Genomic DNA, 17091 nt, shown 5'->3' on the forward strand with positions numbered 1-17091 from the left:
TAGCGCAACAGAATGAAAACTAACCTTTATTAAAAGGATTCCGTGTATCTTGATTAGCATCGAGGTTACGCATCAAAATTGCGTGGTCTAAATCAATATCTTCCGGTAGAGGGATTTTTACAATATGGCCTGAGCCTTTTGCATCGCTGATTGATTCGCCCTTTTTGTTTTCCATAAACTCAAGGTTAAAGTTGATATTGCCTTTAGGTGTCATTAACTCAAGCGAGTGACCCGTACAAAATTTATTTTTAACATCAATTTCAACCAACCCATTGCTAGTACGCCCCAGCACTTCACCAACAAACTGTTGTTTATCTGATACCGAGTGACCGTACTCATAGTTTTGATAGTCTTGGTGTGCATGGCGCTTTAAAAAGCCTTCGGTGTAACCACGGTGTGCTAAGTTCTCAAGCGTTTTAAATAAGTTTGCATCAAAAGGACGTCCAGCCACCGCATCATCAATTGCTTTACGGTAAACTTGTGCGGTACGCGCCACATAATAGAAAGACTTTGTGCGCCCTTCAATTTTTAGGCTATGTACGCCCATTTTTGTAAGCTGATCAACATACTGTACGGCGCGTAAGTCTTTTGAATTCATGATGTAAGTGCCATGCTCGTCTTCAAATGCAGGCATGTATTCACCAGGGCGACCTTGCTCTTCCAGCATATAGACTTCATTACTTGGCGCGCCTTCACCGAGTGTGGGGATCACTGATTTAGGATCAATTTTATGAACCATTTCGCCCGTTTCGTTTTCGGTGCCCGGTTTTACATCGTAATTCCAACGGCATGCATTCGTACACGTGCCTTGGTTAGGATCGCGCTTATTAATATAACCCGACAACAAACAGCGTCCAGAGTACGCCATACATAATGCCCCATGAACAAAGACTTCAAGCTCTGTGCTTGGGCATAACTCGCGTATTTCTGCAATTTCTTCAAGTGATAATTCACGCGACAAAATAACACGTTCAATGCCTTGTTTTGCCCAAAAATTTACCGTGGCATAGTTAACTGCGTTAGCTTGTACAGATAAGTGAATTGGCATGTCTGGCCATTTTTCACGGACCAGCATAATTAAGCCCGGATCTGACATAATCAGCGCATCTGGCTGCATTGCGATGACAGGTTCAATATCGCGTAAATACGACTTTACTTTGGCATTGTGGGAAGCAATGTTCGACACAACGTACAACTTTTTATTTTGTGCATGTGCCTCATTAATACCGATTTGCAAGTTATCTAAATCAAACTCATTGTTACGAACACGAAGGCTATAACGAGGCTGACCTGCATAAACGGCATCTGCGCCATAAGCAAAAGCATAACGCATATTTTTTAAACTACCTGCGGGTGATAACAACTCAGGCGTAAAAGGGCGAGGGGTCAAAATAGGTGACGACATGAATGCTCCACACATCGAACCGAGTACAAATCTGTTGCATGAATTAATATGATTAACGAGCGCGGGAGTATAATAATCTGTGACTAGATTTTATTGATCTAGATCATAATTGCAGGTAACTAAGCCGCTAATTAACGCCAAACATTGCTGCTTGCGAAACACAACGAAAAAAAGCGCCTTTTGGCGCTTTGGTATCAATAACAATGTATCTTATAACTCGTCAATTAATGAGCTGAGCCATCGCCCCCGCGTAACACGCCTTTTGGCGCACTACAGCCATGCTCAGAAATATAATCAACGGCGGCTTTTGCTTGAACAACCCCCCAGCCATAAGCATGATCATACCCAGCCTCGCCCTGATCATCCGCCGACGCACGAAGCGCTAAGCGAATACCATTTGCAGTACATTCAGGGAAATTACTCCACACCACAGCTGCCACGCCAGATACATGAGGTGTGGCCATTGAAGTGCCTGACTTAAAGTCATGATCTGTAAACTCGGCAACACTTATTGTGGTTTCTTGCCCTAGTTGCTCCATTAAATGAAGCCCCTCATTCATCATTACCGCGCCCACAACCAGTGTCGTTGGATTAATATTACCCACAAGCTGGCCTTCGATGTTATTACGCATAATAACCCCCACCCCGCCATCGGCTTCGCATTGCTCAACCTTGCTATAAAACGGGCTATCACCACGCTCAACTAAACAAATTTTGCCTGTTACATCACCACAGCTTTCGGTGCCGCGTCCACAATCGACAAGCTCACCCGTGACCGAGCCAAAACGTGATCCATCCAATGCATAGTGCTGAAAGTTAACATCATCCTGCATTACACTAAATTTTGAAAAACGTCCTTTACCGACAGGAATTGTTGAGAACACCCCAACCCCTGGCGCTGATAACTCAACCTGTGAACTGCGCTGTGAAAAGCTTGCATGTTGCTTAACACTATCCACAGCGGCAACTGAAACCACACTATCGTAAGACGCAGGATAACTGTGTGATGCATCGCCTGAGTTACCTGCAGCTGCAATCATTAAAATATTATTACGCGCCACTTTATTAATTGCTCTTTCTTCAATCGGACTTGAATATTTGCCCCCTAAGCTCATGGAGATCACTGTTGAACCCGCTTGCTGACACTCATCAATGGCCCCAGCTAAATCAGAGGCATAAGCCCAACTACCGTTGCCTGTAAATACACGCACAATGTGCATATCCAGAGAGTGGTCACCCACAATACCGGCACTGCCTTTGTTGTCATCAATTGCAGCAATCGTGCCCGCAACATGCGTGCCATGACCAAATGGGTCTTCATACCAAACACCCGCGCCACCATCCGCTGAACCGGTCACGCCCGCACTCGGTAAATCAGGGTGACTTAATGCATAACCACTATCAATGACACACACCTTTTGACCGCCTTGATACTGCACTTTATCTGCCTGAACCATCGTATAGCCATAAGGTAAGAACTGCATCGGCTCTTCTGACATCAGTTTACGAGGTACATCGGGGTAAAACGCTTTAATATTCGATAAACCCGCTATCTCTGCCAATTGCGCTTTATTAATAGTGACTGCAAAACTCTCGAGTGACTTAATTTCTTTTTCTATTTTGACATTTTTAGCCTGTAGTGCCGATTTCACAATTGACGCTTTATTATTGTTCGCTTCAACCACTATGCGAAACGTCTGTTCTGCAAAACTGGGGAAACTACATGCGAGAGCCACACTTGCAGCAAGTACTGTTTTTTTATTAATCATCATTGGGCTCCTTGTTATTGTGCAGTCTTATCGTTTTTGCTCGCTGGGCAATCATGCAACTGAACGTTACCACTGATTGTTCCTGCATTGCTGTAACCTTGATATGGCCCAGACTCAAGCAACATCACATTTAAGAGCCCGTTTGCACCAATCCCTGTTTTAACGCCTTCTGAAATATCCATCATACAGGCAAAGCCAACGCCCTCTCCCGGCGCTGTTGGGTTGGTTGAGCTATAATTAAACTCCACCTGATACATTCCCTCAGTGCAAATATCTTGCTTACAGTACAAACGCTCATCACCCGACTCTGCGCCCTCAGGATCAACGGGCTCTTCGCTGCATAATCCAGCACCATACACGTTTGCATTAAACGCTACACCGCCCATTTGCTGCCAATCAATTGCTGTTAAATCCTTATAATTAACCTGTCCAGATACATCACCATCGCATCGCGCAGCATGCGCAGTAAAGACAGCTTTGCCCGCTCCGCCTTTTGAATTAAGCGTTCCACCTGCTGACACTCGTGCATCTATTTTTGCACAGCCACTCAATATAGCGGCTGTTGCAATTAACAACCCTAACTGTGTTAGTTTCATATTTTTTTCCTTGTAGTTTGTTTTCATTATCGTTTTATCCACTGTGACGCAAACTAATATTTCGAGTATATACATCTAGTTAAGAGCGACAGCACAGTATTAGAGCAACCAATAAGAGAATTCAATACGCAGAAATAAGCAAAAATGAACAGCACAAATGTAAGCAGAAAAAACGCCTTTATTTACAACCTGTTAAAAATAAATTCACACAACGTTCATATGTACCAGTTTGTACCAAAGTGTAATCAAGCACCAAATAGCACATTAAAAGATCTTAATTAAACACTGTTACACTGTGGTTATAGTGCATTGTGATACCCATTCGCTTATGAGATGAATGGCTTTGAAACACGAGAAACTAACAGAGAAAAGAAAAAAGGTGACCAATCCTATGGCCACCTTTTTTAGATCAAACGCAATTAACTATCCAGGATAATTGGTTTTGATTTAGTTATGTTAACAGCAAAGCCATTCTCATAAAAATTTTTACACGCCTGTTAAGCGTTCGCGGCGCTTTTTCCACAACAGAAATTGATAGCCAAGCAAGCCTTCAGCTTGAATGTTAATTCGCCCGCCCGCCGCTTTTTCAACTTTCAAATGACCTTGCTTGTCATCATGCTGAAAGTTAAATAAAAACGTTGTAAGGGTTTGTTTATTTAAGGTAATCGCTATTTTCTGTTTAGTGTCTTCGAGTACACTCACCAGCTCATTTTCATTAAAACGATATTTTATTTGCTTATTCGTCGCTATGAGTTTAGGCAGTAACTTTGCGATATTATCATTCCAGTACACAGAGCGCTTTGCGTACTCAATTGATGCAGCCTCATCAAGTTCCCATGTTGTCTCAAGTTCAGTTGGAAACTCAGCCTCTACAGGGTTCGATTCTTGATTGATTTGTGCATGTAAGTTTTCAGCTGTGCCAATCACAGATAATAAGCACATTATTTTTATTATATTTTTAAACATAAACAATTCTTTGTTGTAACAATAAAATGGCCCACATTTTGAGTGGGCCATCCACTAACCTAGCAAAATACTAGTCATCTATGTGTTCACAGCGACCAAACTCTGCTCCGCCTTTCACCGCTTCAACAACTTGTTTCGGGAAACTTAGTTCTTGGTTTATGCCATCTTTACATACAAAGGCTTTGTTGGCATCGACTTCAATGGTCACTGGTGTGGGAAGTCCGACAATACCAGCCATCATTTCGGAGCCGTTGGCACTGACACCGAAAATGCCATTGGTCATGAAGTTTTTCGCTTCTACGACACCTTGCTTACCAAAGAACTCCTGACCTGTCATCCAACCAATACCTTCCATATAGATGGTCGAACCAGCAGGCATGCCATTGATAAGCAGGCGGCCTGTGATAACAGATAAATCATCATTGGCATCAAGTACCATGTTCAATGGTAAACCAGCAATTTCAGCAATTTCTTCATGGCTCATATTATAAGGTGCCGCACATAGGTTGTAGATGAACTGATAGTATGGAACATCTTCGCACCAACGTAGACCACCGAGATTAGTCACTTCATCTGTTTTAGCATTCCAGACTTTCACCCCCTCACCGAACGCTCGACGGCCAAATCCACGTTGTGCACCAAAGGCGATACGCTCACCATCATAAGAAATTACAGAAGAGTTGAGTGCTCCGAAGTCCTTGTAGAGGTCTCGTAACTTACCATCCACCCACGCAAGCTGAGAGTTATTGTTGTTGCCTGAGCCGGTCACTGTTTTACCGTTACCAGAGATTTTATCTGCACGCACCCATGCTTCGGTTCGCTCACCATTAATACGTACTTCATAGCCATCTCCCCAAGAGCGAGGAATAAACTCTAAGCCATCAGTTAATGGTGTTGCTTTGCCTGTTTTAACATCCCAGACTGTTGGAACGCCATATGAACTTGACGCCTTGTCTGGTGCACACTCTACGCCACCAGTATTGGGGCGGCGAGAATTACCAACAACGGTTTTACCAGCATCATCCATATCCCAAATAGAGTGCGAACTCACACCTGACTGACTTGCCAGCGCACAGGTGTTATTGCTTGGGTCTTCAAGCACAGAGAGGTGGCCTGAACTGATATCCCATACTGCACCTTGACCAATGCCGTTACCGTCAAGATCAGCAATAACTGCCGCCTTTGTGGCTGTTTTACTCATCGCAGCAGAAGTGGCTTTTAAAGGCGCAAAACCTTGCGGCGTCTCCAGTGTTTCAAAAGTATTCTGTGTGCTGTTATAAATAAATGGTGTACCACCCTGAGTAGTACCTAATGCTTTCTTGCCATTTTTTGCATGATCGCTTACCCAGGCTGCCACAAGCGGGGTGTATTGAATACCATCTTGATAGCCATTGAAGTACATTTCAACTTCTTTAGTTTCACCTCCAGCGACAATGATTTCGGTCATGTTACACGCATTGTCAAGCGCTGGTGAAGTGCCTTCATCTTCATTCCAATATTCATTTTCAGAAATGATATCGGTTGGTGTCGTGGGGTAGCCGCCAGCACGAATTGGATCCATATACAGCGCATAGCGGCCACCAGGCGTTAAGCCGTTGATTGTGAATGAGCCATCAGGGCCTATACGCCCTTGGGTCATATTCCCACTTTGTTGGGTGATTACGTCTTGCAATGGATTATCGAGGTTACGGGCAACCATATTCATGCCTGCATACTCAACACCTTCTTTGGTGTAAAGTTTTCCTTTAATGGTTCCGTATTTGGTTTTGTAATCCGCAGTTGGATATAAATCAGAGATATTGACGATATCATCGCGTACATTTACCGTACCCTGTGCTTCGCCCTCGATACCACGTACATTAATAAATGGAAACATTGTTTCGATACTGTCGACAGGCGCACTATTCCGCCCAGTGTACGAATTCGTACCCGCACAACCAGCAACACCATCATACATAAGGTAGTTTGGGTTAGCTATATAGGTAAAGTGACCATTTGCCTGTGAGTGTGACATATTCATCGCGTGGCCAAACTCATGAGTAAATACGCCTTGTATCATCTTACCCTCGGTGTCGTTGATATCGACATACCATCCATTCATCAGCGCAGTTGCTTCTAGAATTTCACCCGTTTCTTCATCTGCCCATTCAGGAAAAGCAATACCGAGCACAGATGAACGAGGAACTCCAAAGTAATTTTCGAGGATCGCACCGTCAGTATCATAGTTAACCCAAAAACCGTAGCCGTTTTCGGCGCCATATATTTGGTCAACATTAGAAGCGTTAACGTCGCTAATACCAGTTTGACTTTCAATTGTGCCTGCAAGTGCCATGTCTAAGGTTGAGGTTTCAACATTTGACCACTGTGCGACAGCATCTGCTGTGACTGCATTCGCCTGCTCAATCGTTAGAAAAGTGTAATCTCGGTCTAAAGGAACGTATTTTGGTAACACAGTGCCATCTGGTAAAGTTATATCGACATTGAATGTCGTGCCTTGCTCTAATATGGTAAAAGCCTGAACGTCGTTACCGTCTTTGTCTTTAATAACTTGACCACCATCCGTCCATACAGGAATAGTGCCTTTGGAGGTGTCCCATTTATACGGTGCCATGGTTTTATCATGAATATATAAAGGGCCGCCAGCGAGTGAACTGGCTGAAAGAGTGGCTAAGGCAAGGGCTGCTGTAATTTTTGAAAATTTCATTATTGTTGTACTCCAGTCAGTTTACCCACCAAATTTATAAATACATCGGCCTTAACTGCTCCCGGACTGGTGAGCATATTGCGTTCTTCATTTGAAAAATTAGATGTATCCATGTCTTCAAATAGACCGGCATTTGCAAATTCGTTTACGACTTTGCCATCGCGTACAACAAACTTACCTTGTGCCATGCCCGCAGTTGTTTGAAAACCGGTAATAGAAGCTGGTTTGTACATAAAAGCAATGACGTTTTCACCTTCATGCCACTTTGCGAAACCATCTGGAGTAACCCCTAAATACACTTTGCCATTGCCCATTGAGCGAGGCTTAATTAAACCAAATTGACGAAAAGTGTAGGTCGAGTTTTCTTTTAATTTGCCTTTTGCATCAGACCCAACTTGAATAGTGACTTCAGTGTAAGGACGCTTGTTGTCAAACCCATCGGTTACTTTAATAACCTCGCCAGTAATAATACTTTGAGATGCTTGCGTTAGTTCTTGTAAGTTTTGTTGCTTTAATTTCATTGCATTGGCAGCTGGCGACAATGCCATCGCAGTGCCTAGTGCAAAAATAGATGCACATGACAGCTTGGTTAATGACCTGCGTAGTTTCATTCATATCTCCTATCATTCTTTAATTCGTGTATTTATTGTTTTAAATCAGGATTTATAACTACAAAAAACCTAATCACTAATTATTTATGGTTGAATAAAGACAAGAGTTCACGCAAAAAAATGTAGCCTTTTGTACACTTAAATTTAACATTTCGATTGCAATTTAAAAGGTGCTTATTTTTTATTTTAAGGTAGGGTAAAAAGAAGAAAAGTGAATTTAAAACCTATATATTCAGAAAGTTAAATTTATAGCAGCATAACACATTGGTATACGTTAACAGCGCAAAAGTGAATGAAATGTTAACAAAAATAAGGTTGTAAAAAGGAATGTTCCACCTAGATAAGTAAAGTAGCGATATGCAAAGTAACTTCACTTATCTAGTTCTAGTGCCTTTTATGATTGCCTAAAAAAGCGCAACTTCTTCTGTTTCGAGTGTGAACGTTTTACCATTTGCAAAATAAATATCTATATAAAAAATATGACTGCTTTGCAGTTCAGGCGCTTGATTTGGTTTTAGTTCAATAAACACAGGTGCTGTAGTAGGTAATATGTCAGCAAAATCAGCGACACTGGCATAGCCTCCCTCATTAAAGTAGTCAAAGTCATTCACATACATCTCTGTGACATTGAAGATACTATTCAAGCTCATACCAGCCGTTAGTTCGCTGCTATAATCGGCGCTTGAATAAACATTAATTGCAGTAATGCTATTAATACTGCCAAGCACCACAGCCGCCACTGGGCAATCAGCGTATTCTTTATTAGGATCTGGTTCGTTACCGTCTTGATAAACACCGTCACCCATTCCGCTTAGCTTGATTTTATAGGTGTCAAAGGCAATGGGTGTAAGTGTATTTGCGCTATCCTGTTCAGCTACCACAGCGTAGTTAGCAATATCGATGGCTACAGGTGAAGGCGGACATGTTAATTCATCATTTGAATCTGAATTACAGCCAGCTAAAACACTAGCAAGTAAACCTATTAAAAGAAGTTTTTTCATTGTTTTTCCTTATTTTAGTACTCTATTTTCCTTGCTGAAAATGATAACTCAAAATCCCTCTGCAGTAACAACTTTGCAGTCATAATTGAATTAAAGGCAGCCTTTTAGGGCAATCGCCAAAAGGATCATAAAAATGCCATCTATGCTCTATTTAATAAAATTAGGAATTTTAGCGTAAAGCGCGTATAATTCGCGCCCGTTAATATTTAACCTTTTATATATAAAATTATTGGAGCACAAAGATGGCTTTAGAGCGTACTTTTTCAATCGTAAAACCTGATGCAGTTGCTAAAAACCACATCGGCGCTATCTACAACCGTTTCGAAACTGCAGGTCTTAAGATCGTTGCAGCTAAAATGGTTCACCTTTCAAAAGAAAAAGCTGAAGGCTTCTACGCTGAGCACAGCGAGCGTCCTTTCTTCGGTGCTTTAGTTGAGTTCATGACATCTGGTCCAGTAATGGTTACTGTTCTTGAAGGTGAGAACGCTGTACTTAAAAACCGTGAAATCATGGGTGCTACTAACCCAGCTGAAGCGCTAGCAGGTACATTACGTGCTGACTACGCTGACAGCATCGACGAAAATGCTGTTCACGGTTCAGACGCTGTTGAATCAGCTGCACGTGAAATCGCATACTTCTTCGCTGACGAAGAAATCTGCCCACGTACTCGTTAATATCGAGTTCACAGCTAAGTCTGTGATGCAGAAGAAAAAGGGCTTTCGAGCCCTTTTTTAGTCATTAGCTAAGCTTATTATTCGTCTGTTTAGCTAATGACTAAGTCGATTAAATAATATACAATCGCGCACCCTAAATACTTATACCACCGTCACTGATTGAGGTTGTTTCATGACCACAGAAAAAAAGATTAATTTATTAGATTTAAACCGAGATGCAATGCGTGAGCTTTTTGTATCCTTCGGCGAAAAGCCGTTCCGTGGCGATCAGGTGATGAAATGGATTTATCATTTTGGTGTAGATAATTTTGACGACATGAGCAACGTCAATAAAAAGTTAAAAGAAAAGCTTAAAGCTGAATGTGAAATTGTTGCACCCGAGATCTCAGTAAAACAAGTAGCAAGTGATGGCACAATTAAATATGCCTTATTGCTACAAGGTGGCCAAGAAGTTGAAGCTGTGTGGATCCCTGAAAAAGACCGTGCAACCTTATGTGTATCGTCACAAGTAGGCTGTGCGCTAGAATGTACTTTCTGCTCAACAGCGCAGCAAGGCTTTAACCGTAACCTAACGGTATCTGAAATTATTGGCCAAGTATGGCGTGTTGCTAAAGATATTGGCCTTGATGGCGATAGCACCAAACGCCCTGTTACTAATGTTGTAATGATGGGTATGGGTGAGCCACTTTTAAACCTTAAGAATGTTGTGCCAGCAATGGAACTGATGATGGATGACTGGGGTTTTGGTCTATCAAAGCGTCGCGTTACACTGAGCACATCTGGTGTTGTTCCTGCTCTTGATTTACTAAAAGAAAAAATCGACGTTGCGTTGGCCATCTCTCTTCACGCGCCAAACAACGAGCTGCGTGACGTGCTAGTGCCTATCAATAAAAAGTACCCAATTGAAGAGTTTTTAGCGGCGTGTCGTCGTTACATCGATGGCTCAAAAGCAAATAAAGATGTCACTATTGAGTACGTCATGTTGCAAGGCATTAACGACAGCACCGACCAAGCCCATGAACTGGTTAAAACATTAAAAGGGACACCGTCTAAAGTAAACCTTATTCCGTTTAACCCATTCCCTGGCAACGAATATGGTCGCTCAAGTAATAGCCGTATTGACCGTTTTTCTAAAGTACTACAAGCGGCAGGCATTACCTGTATTGTTCGACGTACTCGTGGTGACGATATTGATGCAGCCTGCGGTCAATTAGTGGGCGATGTGGTTGACAGAACAAAGCGTTTAGCGAAAAAGAAAATGCGCGATGACAACGCAATTGCTGTTAATATTCATCAAGCATAATCGTTAAATCCAAGACAAGCCTTTGTGTTAAGCAGCTTATTTTTAAAATAATAGATGCAAGACAAAGGCTTTTCGGTAAGATAGGCATACGGAATCAAACAAGAGATTAGGTAATGCGATCTTTACTTGCCATAACTGTTAGTGCTTTAGCATTAGCTGGGTGTGTCACAGAAAACAGCTACAACGGAAGTAACAAACCTGTTGTTGAAAATAAAATCAATAATACTGGTGCCGCGCGTACTCGTATAGCCCTTGCTTTACAGTACTTAAAAACAGGCAATAACTCGCAAGCAAAGTATAATTTGGAGCGTGCAGCTGACTTCGCACCACAACTACCTGAAGTACACTATTCTCTGGCATATTATTATCAGCAAGTTGATGAAAATGAGTTGGCCGACAGGGCCTATCAACAAGCATTAAAACTTGATCCCGACGATCCTAATACCTTAAATAACTATGGGGTCTTTTTATGTGGTATCGGTGAATATGACCGCGCCGCAGAAGAACTCCTTAAAGCCATTGCGATTCCAAGCTATATTCGTGTAGCCGAAAGTTACGAAAACTTAGCGTTATGCGCCGTTGAGTTTAATGATTTTGAAAATGCTGAAAAATATTTTAAATCAGCATTAAGCCACAGCTCACAACGCCCATCATCATTAATAAACCTTGCAGGTTTATATTATGCTAAAAGCGACTTACATAAAGCACAGGAAGTCGTGGAGCAATTTGAATCTACAGGCCGTGTCACTCCTCGCGCTTTAATGCTAAGTTACCTTATTCAACAACGCATGGGCCACATTGAAAAAGCAGAAACCACGGCGGCCATTATTTTACAAACTTACCCCGGCTCAAGTGAAGCTAAAGCCATCTCCTCTCAGCAGTTAAAGAGCACTGAATTTGAGATTTTACGAGAAAAATACCGCCTTTCTCAGTTAGAAGAACTGCTCATTTCAAGCGATTACTCGTCGGTAAGTAAAGATCAGCCAAAAATCCGTATCGTAAAGAAAAAAGCACCGCCTAAGCCACAACAAGCAAGTTCGGCGAGCACAACAGTAGCTGCAAACACAACAATAGAGCCTGTCGCGACAATTAAACCTGCCGCAACTGAAGAATCAGCAGCGGTGTCTGTCGCTGCAGAACCAACAGACACACAACCTATGGCAACCATGCCAACGCCCGCAGACTCATTACCAGAAGTAAAATCTGTTGAAGTTGCGCAAGCTGATATTGAGCACGTTGCCGCAGTGGAAGAAAAGGCCGCAGTCGAAGAAGAGGCCGCTGTCACGGCACCTAAACAACAGCCAGTGGCAACCGTACAAAAAACGCAGCCTAAAATAGGCGGTTTTACCACCGTGTCATCACGCCCAGTAGTAAAAACCGCGGTGGCTAACGATACCTCAGCAGTTGTGAATGCACTTGGTTCATCACAAACCAGAACGCCAGCAGTTGAGCCCACACAAACAAACAGTGATGACGTAAAAATTGTTTCATTTGGTGCTCCACAAACACCTGAAATAAAACAGCAAATTGAGCCATCTACAAACGCGGTGAAAAAAGACACTGGCACCGTAGTTTTTTACGAAGCAGAAAAAGATGCCGATGTATTTAACACCCGTTCTTCTCGTTCTGCGCAAACAAGTAACACGCGCTACAGCGTCAGCACAGAGCAATTACAACTGCCCATGCTGAACCCCAGTGTCGCCGCATTAAATATTCCTTACCATGTTATTCAAAATGGTGAAAACCTATTTAGCATTTCGGTGCGATACAATGTTAAACTACAGAAGATTTTGCAATGGAATGGCTTAAAAGAATCGGATCGTGTGCAAAACGGCACAAAAATCTATTTAAATGATCCGCACATTTACCATGACATTAACGCTGGCGATACTCTTTATGGCATAGCCACCCAGCATAGCGTATTGATCGATCAATTAATGCGCTGGAACAAATTGAGCCCAGATGTAGCCCTAAAACCTGGGCATAGACTCTTATTGGTAGACCCAGACTCATACGCATTATGAATGAAGAAAACACGTTAGAACAACCGCAAGAAACGCTCGGCCAAGCGCTAAAAAAGCACCGCGAAAATGCGGGAGTGAGCCTTGAGCAACTTGCCGGAGCATTAAAATTATCTGTTTTACAATTACAGAGACTAGAAAACGACGAACACGAGTTACTTGGCCCTGCCACGTTTGTTAAAGGCTATATTAAAAGTTATTGCCGAGAGCTTAAAATTGACAGTCAAGCCATGCTTGCATTACTGCCTGAGCAGATAGAACCTGCGAAAAAGTCAAAAATGCAAAGTTTCTCTCGTCGTACTGAAAAAGAAGCACATGACAGCCGCTTAATGTTGTTCAGCTACTTTATTTTAGCTGTAATCATTGGCTCGTCTGTTTTTTGGTGGTGGCAAAATAGCGCACCAGCGATTGAAGAGCCCATTAAGACAATTCAGCCAAATCAACTTGAAACAAGTGAACTTTCGTCCCCTGTTCAAGAGCCTCCCGTTGGCCAAGAACACACTGAAAGTGCAGCACCAATCAGTACTGATTTAGCTGTTGCAGAGTCTGAACCAGCTTCTGCGACAACACCACCTGTGACACCAGAGCAAGCAAGCTCAAGCGATCCTGAACAAAGCACCATTGTCATGCACTTTAATGAAGACAGCTGGGTTGAAATTCACGATGGCAACGGTGACCGCGTAGCATTTGGCGTAAAAAAAGCCGGCTACGTCATGACTGTCACAGGTCCACAGCCATTTAATGTCGTGCTAGGCAAACACCAAATGGTTGATATTACGTTTGAAGGTCAACCTGTCGACACCTCACATTTTGCCAAAAACCGATTAGCTAAATTTACTTTACCGTTATCAGAGTAACCGCAATGTTTTCAGAATCTCCTATTAAACGCAGAAAATCGACACGCATTAACGTAGGCAATGTCCCCATTGGTGATGGTGCACCGATTGCTGTTCAGTCGATGACTAACACCAACACATTAGATGTCGATGCGACGGTTGCACAAATTCAAGCCATTCAAGACGCTGGAGCCGATATCGTTCGTGTTTCAGTGCCTACCATGGAAGCGGCTGAAGCATTTAAAAGCATAAAAGAACAGGTCACTATTCCACTGGTGACTGATATTCACTTTGACTACCGCATTGCACTAAAAGTAGCGCAGTATGGCGCAGATTGTTTACGTATCAACCCAGGTAATATTGGCAGTGAAGAACGTATTCGTGCAGTGGTAGACTCTGCACGCGAGCACAATATTCCCATTCGTATTGGTGTAAATGGCGGCTCATTAGAGCGCGATTTACAAGAGAAATACGGCGAGCCAACGCCCGAAGCATTACTAGAATCAGCAATGCGCCATGTTGAGATTTTGCAACGTTTAGACTTTGATCAATTTAAAGTCTCGGTTAAAGCATCAGACGTATTCTTAGCAGTCGGTGCGTACCGACTCCTTGCTAAAGAAATTGATCAGCCACTGCATTTAGGTATTACGGAAGCTGGCGGTATGCGCTCTGGCTCAGTCAAGTCTGCAGTGGGTTTAGGTATGCTGCTTGCCGAAGGTATTGGCGACACATTACGTGTGTCACTTGCGGCTGATCCAGTGCAAGAGATCAAAGTTGGCTTCGATATATTAAAATCGTTGCGTATTCGCTCGCGTGGTATCAACTTTATTGCGTGTCCAAGCTGTTCGCGTCAAGAGTTTGATGTTGTTAGCACGATGAACCAACTCGAAGAACGCCTTGAAGACGTTGTTGAACCCATGTCAGTGTCTGTCATTGGGTGTGTGGTTAATGGTCCCGGTGAAGCCCTCGTGAGTGATATTGGCCTTGCGGGTGCAAACCGTCGTTCAGGCCTTTACATTAATGGCGAGCGTCAAAAAGCACGTATCGATAACGACAACATTGTTGACCAGCTCGAAGGCTATGTGCGCGACTTTATCGCTAAAAAAGAGAAAGAAACGCCAATCGACATCAAAATAGTTGAATAATACGAATATAGTCGGCAAACCCAGCGGTTTGCCGTTTACCTTTACCGCTCAGACGTTATAATAGCGGGTCAATTTTTAGTTTTCTTGATGCGTAATGATTATTTACGCAAGTACAGTATTTAGGATTTATCAGTGGCAAAACAAATTCAGGCAGTTCGTGGTATGAACGATTGTCTGCCAGGCGACACGCAGATTTGGCAGAAAGTAGAAAATATCTTACGTGATACCGTTTCATCGTTTGGTTATCAAGAAATTCGTTTTCCAATTGTTGAGTCAACCGATCTATTTAAACGCTCTATTGGTGAAGTTACTGATATCGTTGAAAAAGAAATGTACACATTTGCTGACCGTAATGGCGATAACCTAACACTTCGCCCTGAAGGAACCGCGGTGTGTGTACGTGCAGGTAACCAAAATGGCTTACTGTACAATCAAGAGCAACGTTTATGGTACATGGGACCGATGTTCCGCCATGAACGTCCACAAAAAGGCCGTTATCGCCAATTCCACCAATTTGGTTTAGAAACATTCGGCATTGCCACTGCCGATATTGATGCAGAAGTTATTTTGCTTACAGCCCAATTATGGAAAGAATTTGGTATTAGCGAACACGTTCGTCTAGAGCTTAACTCATTAGGCTCTAATGAAGCACGTGCTGACTATCGCGATGCCCTTGTTGCCTACTTAGAGCAACATGTTGATGTGCTAGATGAAGACTCAAAACGTCGCATGTATTCTAACCCATTACGTGTCTTAGACAGTAAAAATCCAGATGTACAAGCAATCTTAACTGATGCACCAAAACTGTCTGAGCATTTAGATGCTGAATCAAAAGAACATTTTGAAAATTTATGTGAACGTTTAGACGCAGCTGGCGTCGAATACACGGTAAACGAAAAGCTTGTACGTGGCCTTGACTATTACAACCGCACAGTTTTTGAGTGGGTGACAGATAGTCTGGGCGCACAAGGAACCGTATGTGCCGGTGGTCGCTACGACGGCCTAGTTGAGCAACTAGGTGGTAAAGCAACCCCAGCCGTTGGTTTTGCAATGGGTCTTGAACGTTTAGTTCTGCTACTACAAGCATTAGAATGTGTAGGTGACATTCGTCGCAGTGCTGATGTATATTTGGCAGCCATGGGCGACAAAGCCAGTATTCAAGCGCCTATCATCGCAGCTCAACTTCGCAAAGATGTGGCGGGTCTTCGAGTGATGGTTCACGCTGGCGGCGGCAATTTTAAAAAGCAATTAAAACGCGCTGATAAAAGCGATGCATTAGTTGCGCTCATTATCGGCGAAGATGAATTAGAACAAGGCGTTGTGACTGTAAAATATTTACGTGAGCGTAAAGAACAAGTCACCTTAAAACTAGAAGAAGCGAAAACGCTACTAGCTGAACTTATTTAAGTTCAGTTAGCAACAGAGGTAAGCATGGAAATTTATTCAACAGAAGAACAACAAGCAGAAGCGATTAAACGCTTTTTTCGTGAAAACGGTGTCGCACTGGCAGTGGGTATTATCGCAGGCCTAGGTGGTTTGTATGGCTGGAAAGCATATAATCAACACCAAATCACCAGTGCTGAAAATGCATCAGACTCATTCACTCAACTTGTTGATAGCGGTGCCGTGCTAGACAAAGCAGAAACGTTTATCAAAGATAATAATGAATCAAGCTACAGTACCTTAGTTGCTTTCGTTGCAGCTAAAGAAGCCGTAGAAAAAAATGATCTTGATGCGGCAAGTGAAAAACTTAATTGGATTATCACGCACGAGAAAAACACCGAGTTAAAAGCCACAGCTGCAACGCGTCTTGCTCGTGTTCATCTTGCACAAAAGCAGTATGAGCAAGCATTAGCAACATTAAACTCAACGTTACCAGAATCATTTGCTGCAACGGTTGCGGAATTAAAAGGCGATGTGTTTGCTGCACAAGGTGACAAAGACCAAGCGCGCAGCCAATATCAAGCTGCGGCTGATAAAGGTGGCCTTGAAAATAACCCGTTATTACAAATTAAACTTGATGACTTAGCACAAACTAGCCCAGCGGCATAAGGGGTTAA

The 17091-nt window shown here is 42.8% G+C and carries 14 protein-coding genes; 7 read left to right on the top strand and 7 right to left on the bottom strand.

Annotation, left to right across the window (positions count from 1 at the left end; genetic code table 11):
• Window positions 1-19: 19 nt before the first annotated feature.
• The 7 genes from yegQ to JIG41_RS22330 form a co-directional block, all read right to left on the bottom strand.
• Window positions 20-1405, bottom strand: a complete 1386-nt coding sequence (yegQ, locus tag JIG41_RS22300) for a tRNA 5-hydroxyuridine modification protein YegQ (RefSeq protein WP_199525489.1) — start codon at window positions 1403-1405, stop codon at window positions 20-22.
• Window positions 1406-1629: 224 nt separating this feature from the next.
• Window positions 1630-3177, bottom strand: a complete 1548-nt coding sequence (locus JIG41_RS22305) for a S8 family serine peptidase (protein WP_199525490.1) — start codon at window positions 3175-3177, stop codon at window positions 1630-1632.
• An 11-nt stretch (window positions 3178-3188) separates the two neighbouring features.
• A complete protein-coding gene (locus JIG41_RS22310) occupies window positions 3189-3770 on the bottom strand; it encodes a hypothetical protein (protein ID WP_199525491.1) in 582 nt (193 codons plus the stop codon).
• Window positions 3771-4256: 486 nt separating this feature from the next.
• Window positions 4257-4736, bottom strand: a complete 480-nt coding sequence (locus JIG41_RS22315; RefSeq protein ID WP_065979597.1) for a hypothetical protein — start codon at window positions 4734-4736, stop codon at window positions 4257-4259.
• Between the two features lie 70 nt (window positions 4737-4806).
• Entirely contained in the window at window positions 4807-7440 is a 2634-nt protein-coding gene (locus tag JIG41_RS22320; RefSeq protein ID WP_075593188.1) for a hypothetical protein, read from the bottom strand.
• A complete protein-coding gene (locus JIG41_RS22325; RefSeq protein ID WP_036972403.1) occupies window positions 7440-8051 on the bottom strand; it encodes a hypothetical protein in 612 nt (203 codons plus the stop codon). The genes JIG41_RS22320 and JIG41_RS22325 overlap by 1 nt, the downstream gene beginning before the upstream one ends.
• A 404-nt stretch (window positions 8052-8455) precedes the next feature.
• Window positions 8456-9052 carry a hypothetical protein gene (locus tag JIG41_RS22330; RefSeq protein ID WP_036972404.1) on the bottom strand — a complete coding sequence of 199 codons (597 nt, stop codon included), beginning with the start codon at window positions 9050-9052 and terminating at the stop codon, window positions 8456-8458.
• A 242-nt stretch (window positions 9053-9294) separates the two neighbouring features.
• Between JIG41_RS22330 and ndk the strand changes: the two genes are divergently transcribed.
• From ndk to JIG41_RS22365, 7 genes are all read left to right on the top strand, one after another.
• Entirely contained in the window at window positions 9295-9726 is a 432-nt protein-coding gene (ndk, locus tag JIG41_RS22335) for a nucleoside-diphosphate kinase (protein ID WP_036972405.1), read from the top strand.
• Between the two features lie 172 nt (window positions 9727-9898).
• The gene (locus JIG41_RS22340) at window positions 9899-11029 is read left to right on the top strand and encodes a bifunctional tRNA (adenosine(37)-C2)-methyltransferase TrmG/ribosomal RNA large subunit methyltransferase RlmN (RefSeq protein WP_036972406.1); all 1131 of its coding nucleotides are present in this window, start codon (window positions 9899-9901) and stop codon (window positions 11027-11029) included.
• Between the two features lie 113 nt (window positions 11030-11142).
• On the top strand, window positions 11143-13053 hold the full coding sequence (pilW, locus tag JIG41_RS22345) for a type IV pilus biogenesis/stability protein PilW (RefSeq protein WP_199525492.1): 1911 nt from the start codon (window positions 11143-11145) through the stop codon (window positions 13051-13053).
• Window positions 13050-13907, top strand: coding sequence for a RodZ domain-containing protein (locus JIG41_RS22350; protein ID WP_075593185.1), 858 nt, complete (start codon window positions 13050-13052; stop codon window positions 13905-13907). Before pilW ends, JIG41_RS22350 begins: the two co-directional genes overlap by 4 nt.
• Before the next feature lie 5 nt (window positions 13908-13912).
• Window positions 13913-15031, top strand: coding sequence for a flavodoxin-dependent (E)-4-hydroxy-3-methylbut-2-enyl-diphosphate synthase (gene ispG / locus JIG41_RS22355; RefSeq protein ID WP_036972409.1), 1119 nt, complete (start codon window positions 13913-13915; stop codon window positions 15029-15031).
• A gap of 132 nt (window positions 15032-15163) precedes the next feature.
• Window positions 15164-16438 carry a histidine--tRNA ligase gene (gene hisS / locus JIG41_RS22360; RefSeq protein WP_036972410.1) on the top strand — a complete coding sequence of 425 codons (1275 nt, stop codon included), beginning with the start codon at window positions 15164-15166 and terminating at the stop codon, window positions 16436-16438.
• Between the two features lie 24 nt (window positions 16439-16462).
• Entirely contained in the window at window positions 16463-17083 is a 621-nt protein-coding gene (locus JIG41_RS22365) for a tetratricopeptide repeat protein (protein WP_036972411.1), read from the top strand.
• The last annotated feature ends 8 nt before the right edge of the window (window positions 17084-17091 follow it).

The sequence above is a fragment of the Pseudoalteromonas sp. bablab_jr011 genome, from assembly GCF_016464045.1.
In the GTDB taxonomy this organism is placed as follows: Bacteria; Pseudomonadota; Gammaproteobacteria; order Enterobacterales; family Alteromonadaceae; genus Pseudoalteromonas; species Pseudoalteromonas lipolytica.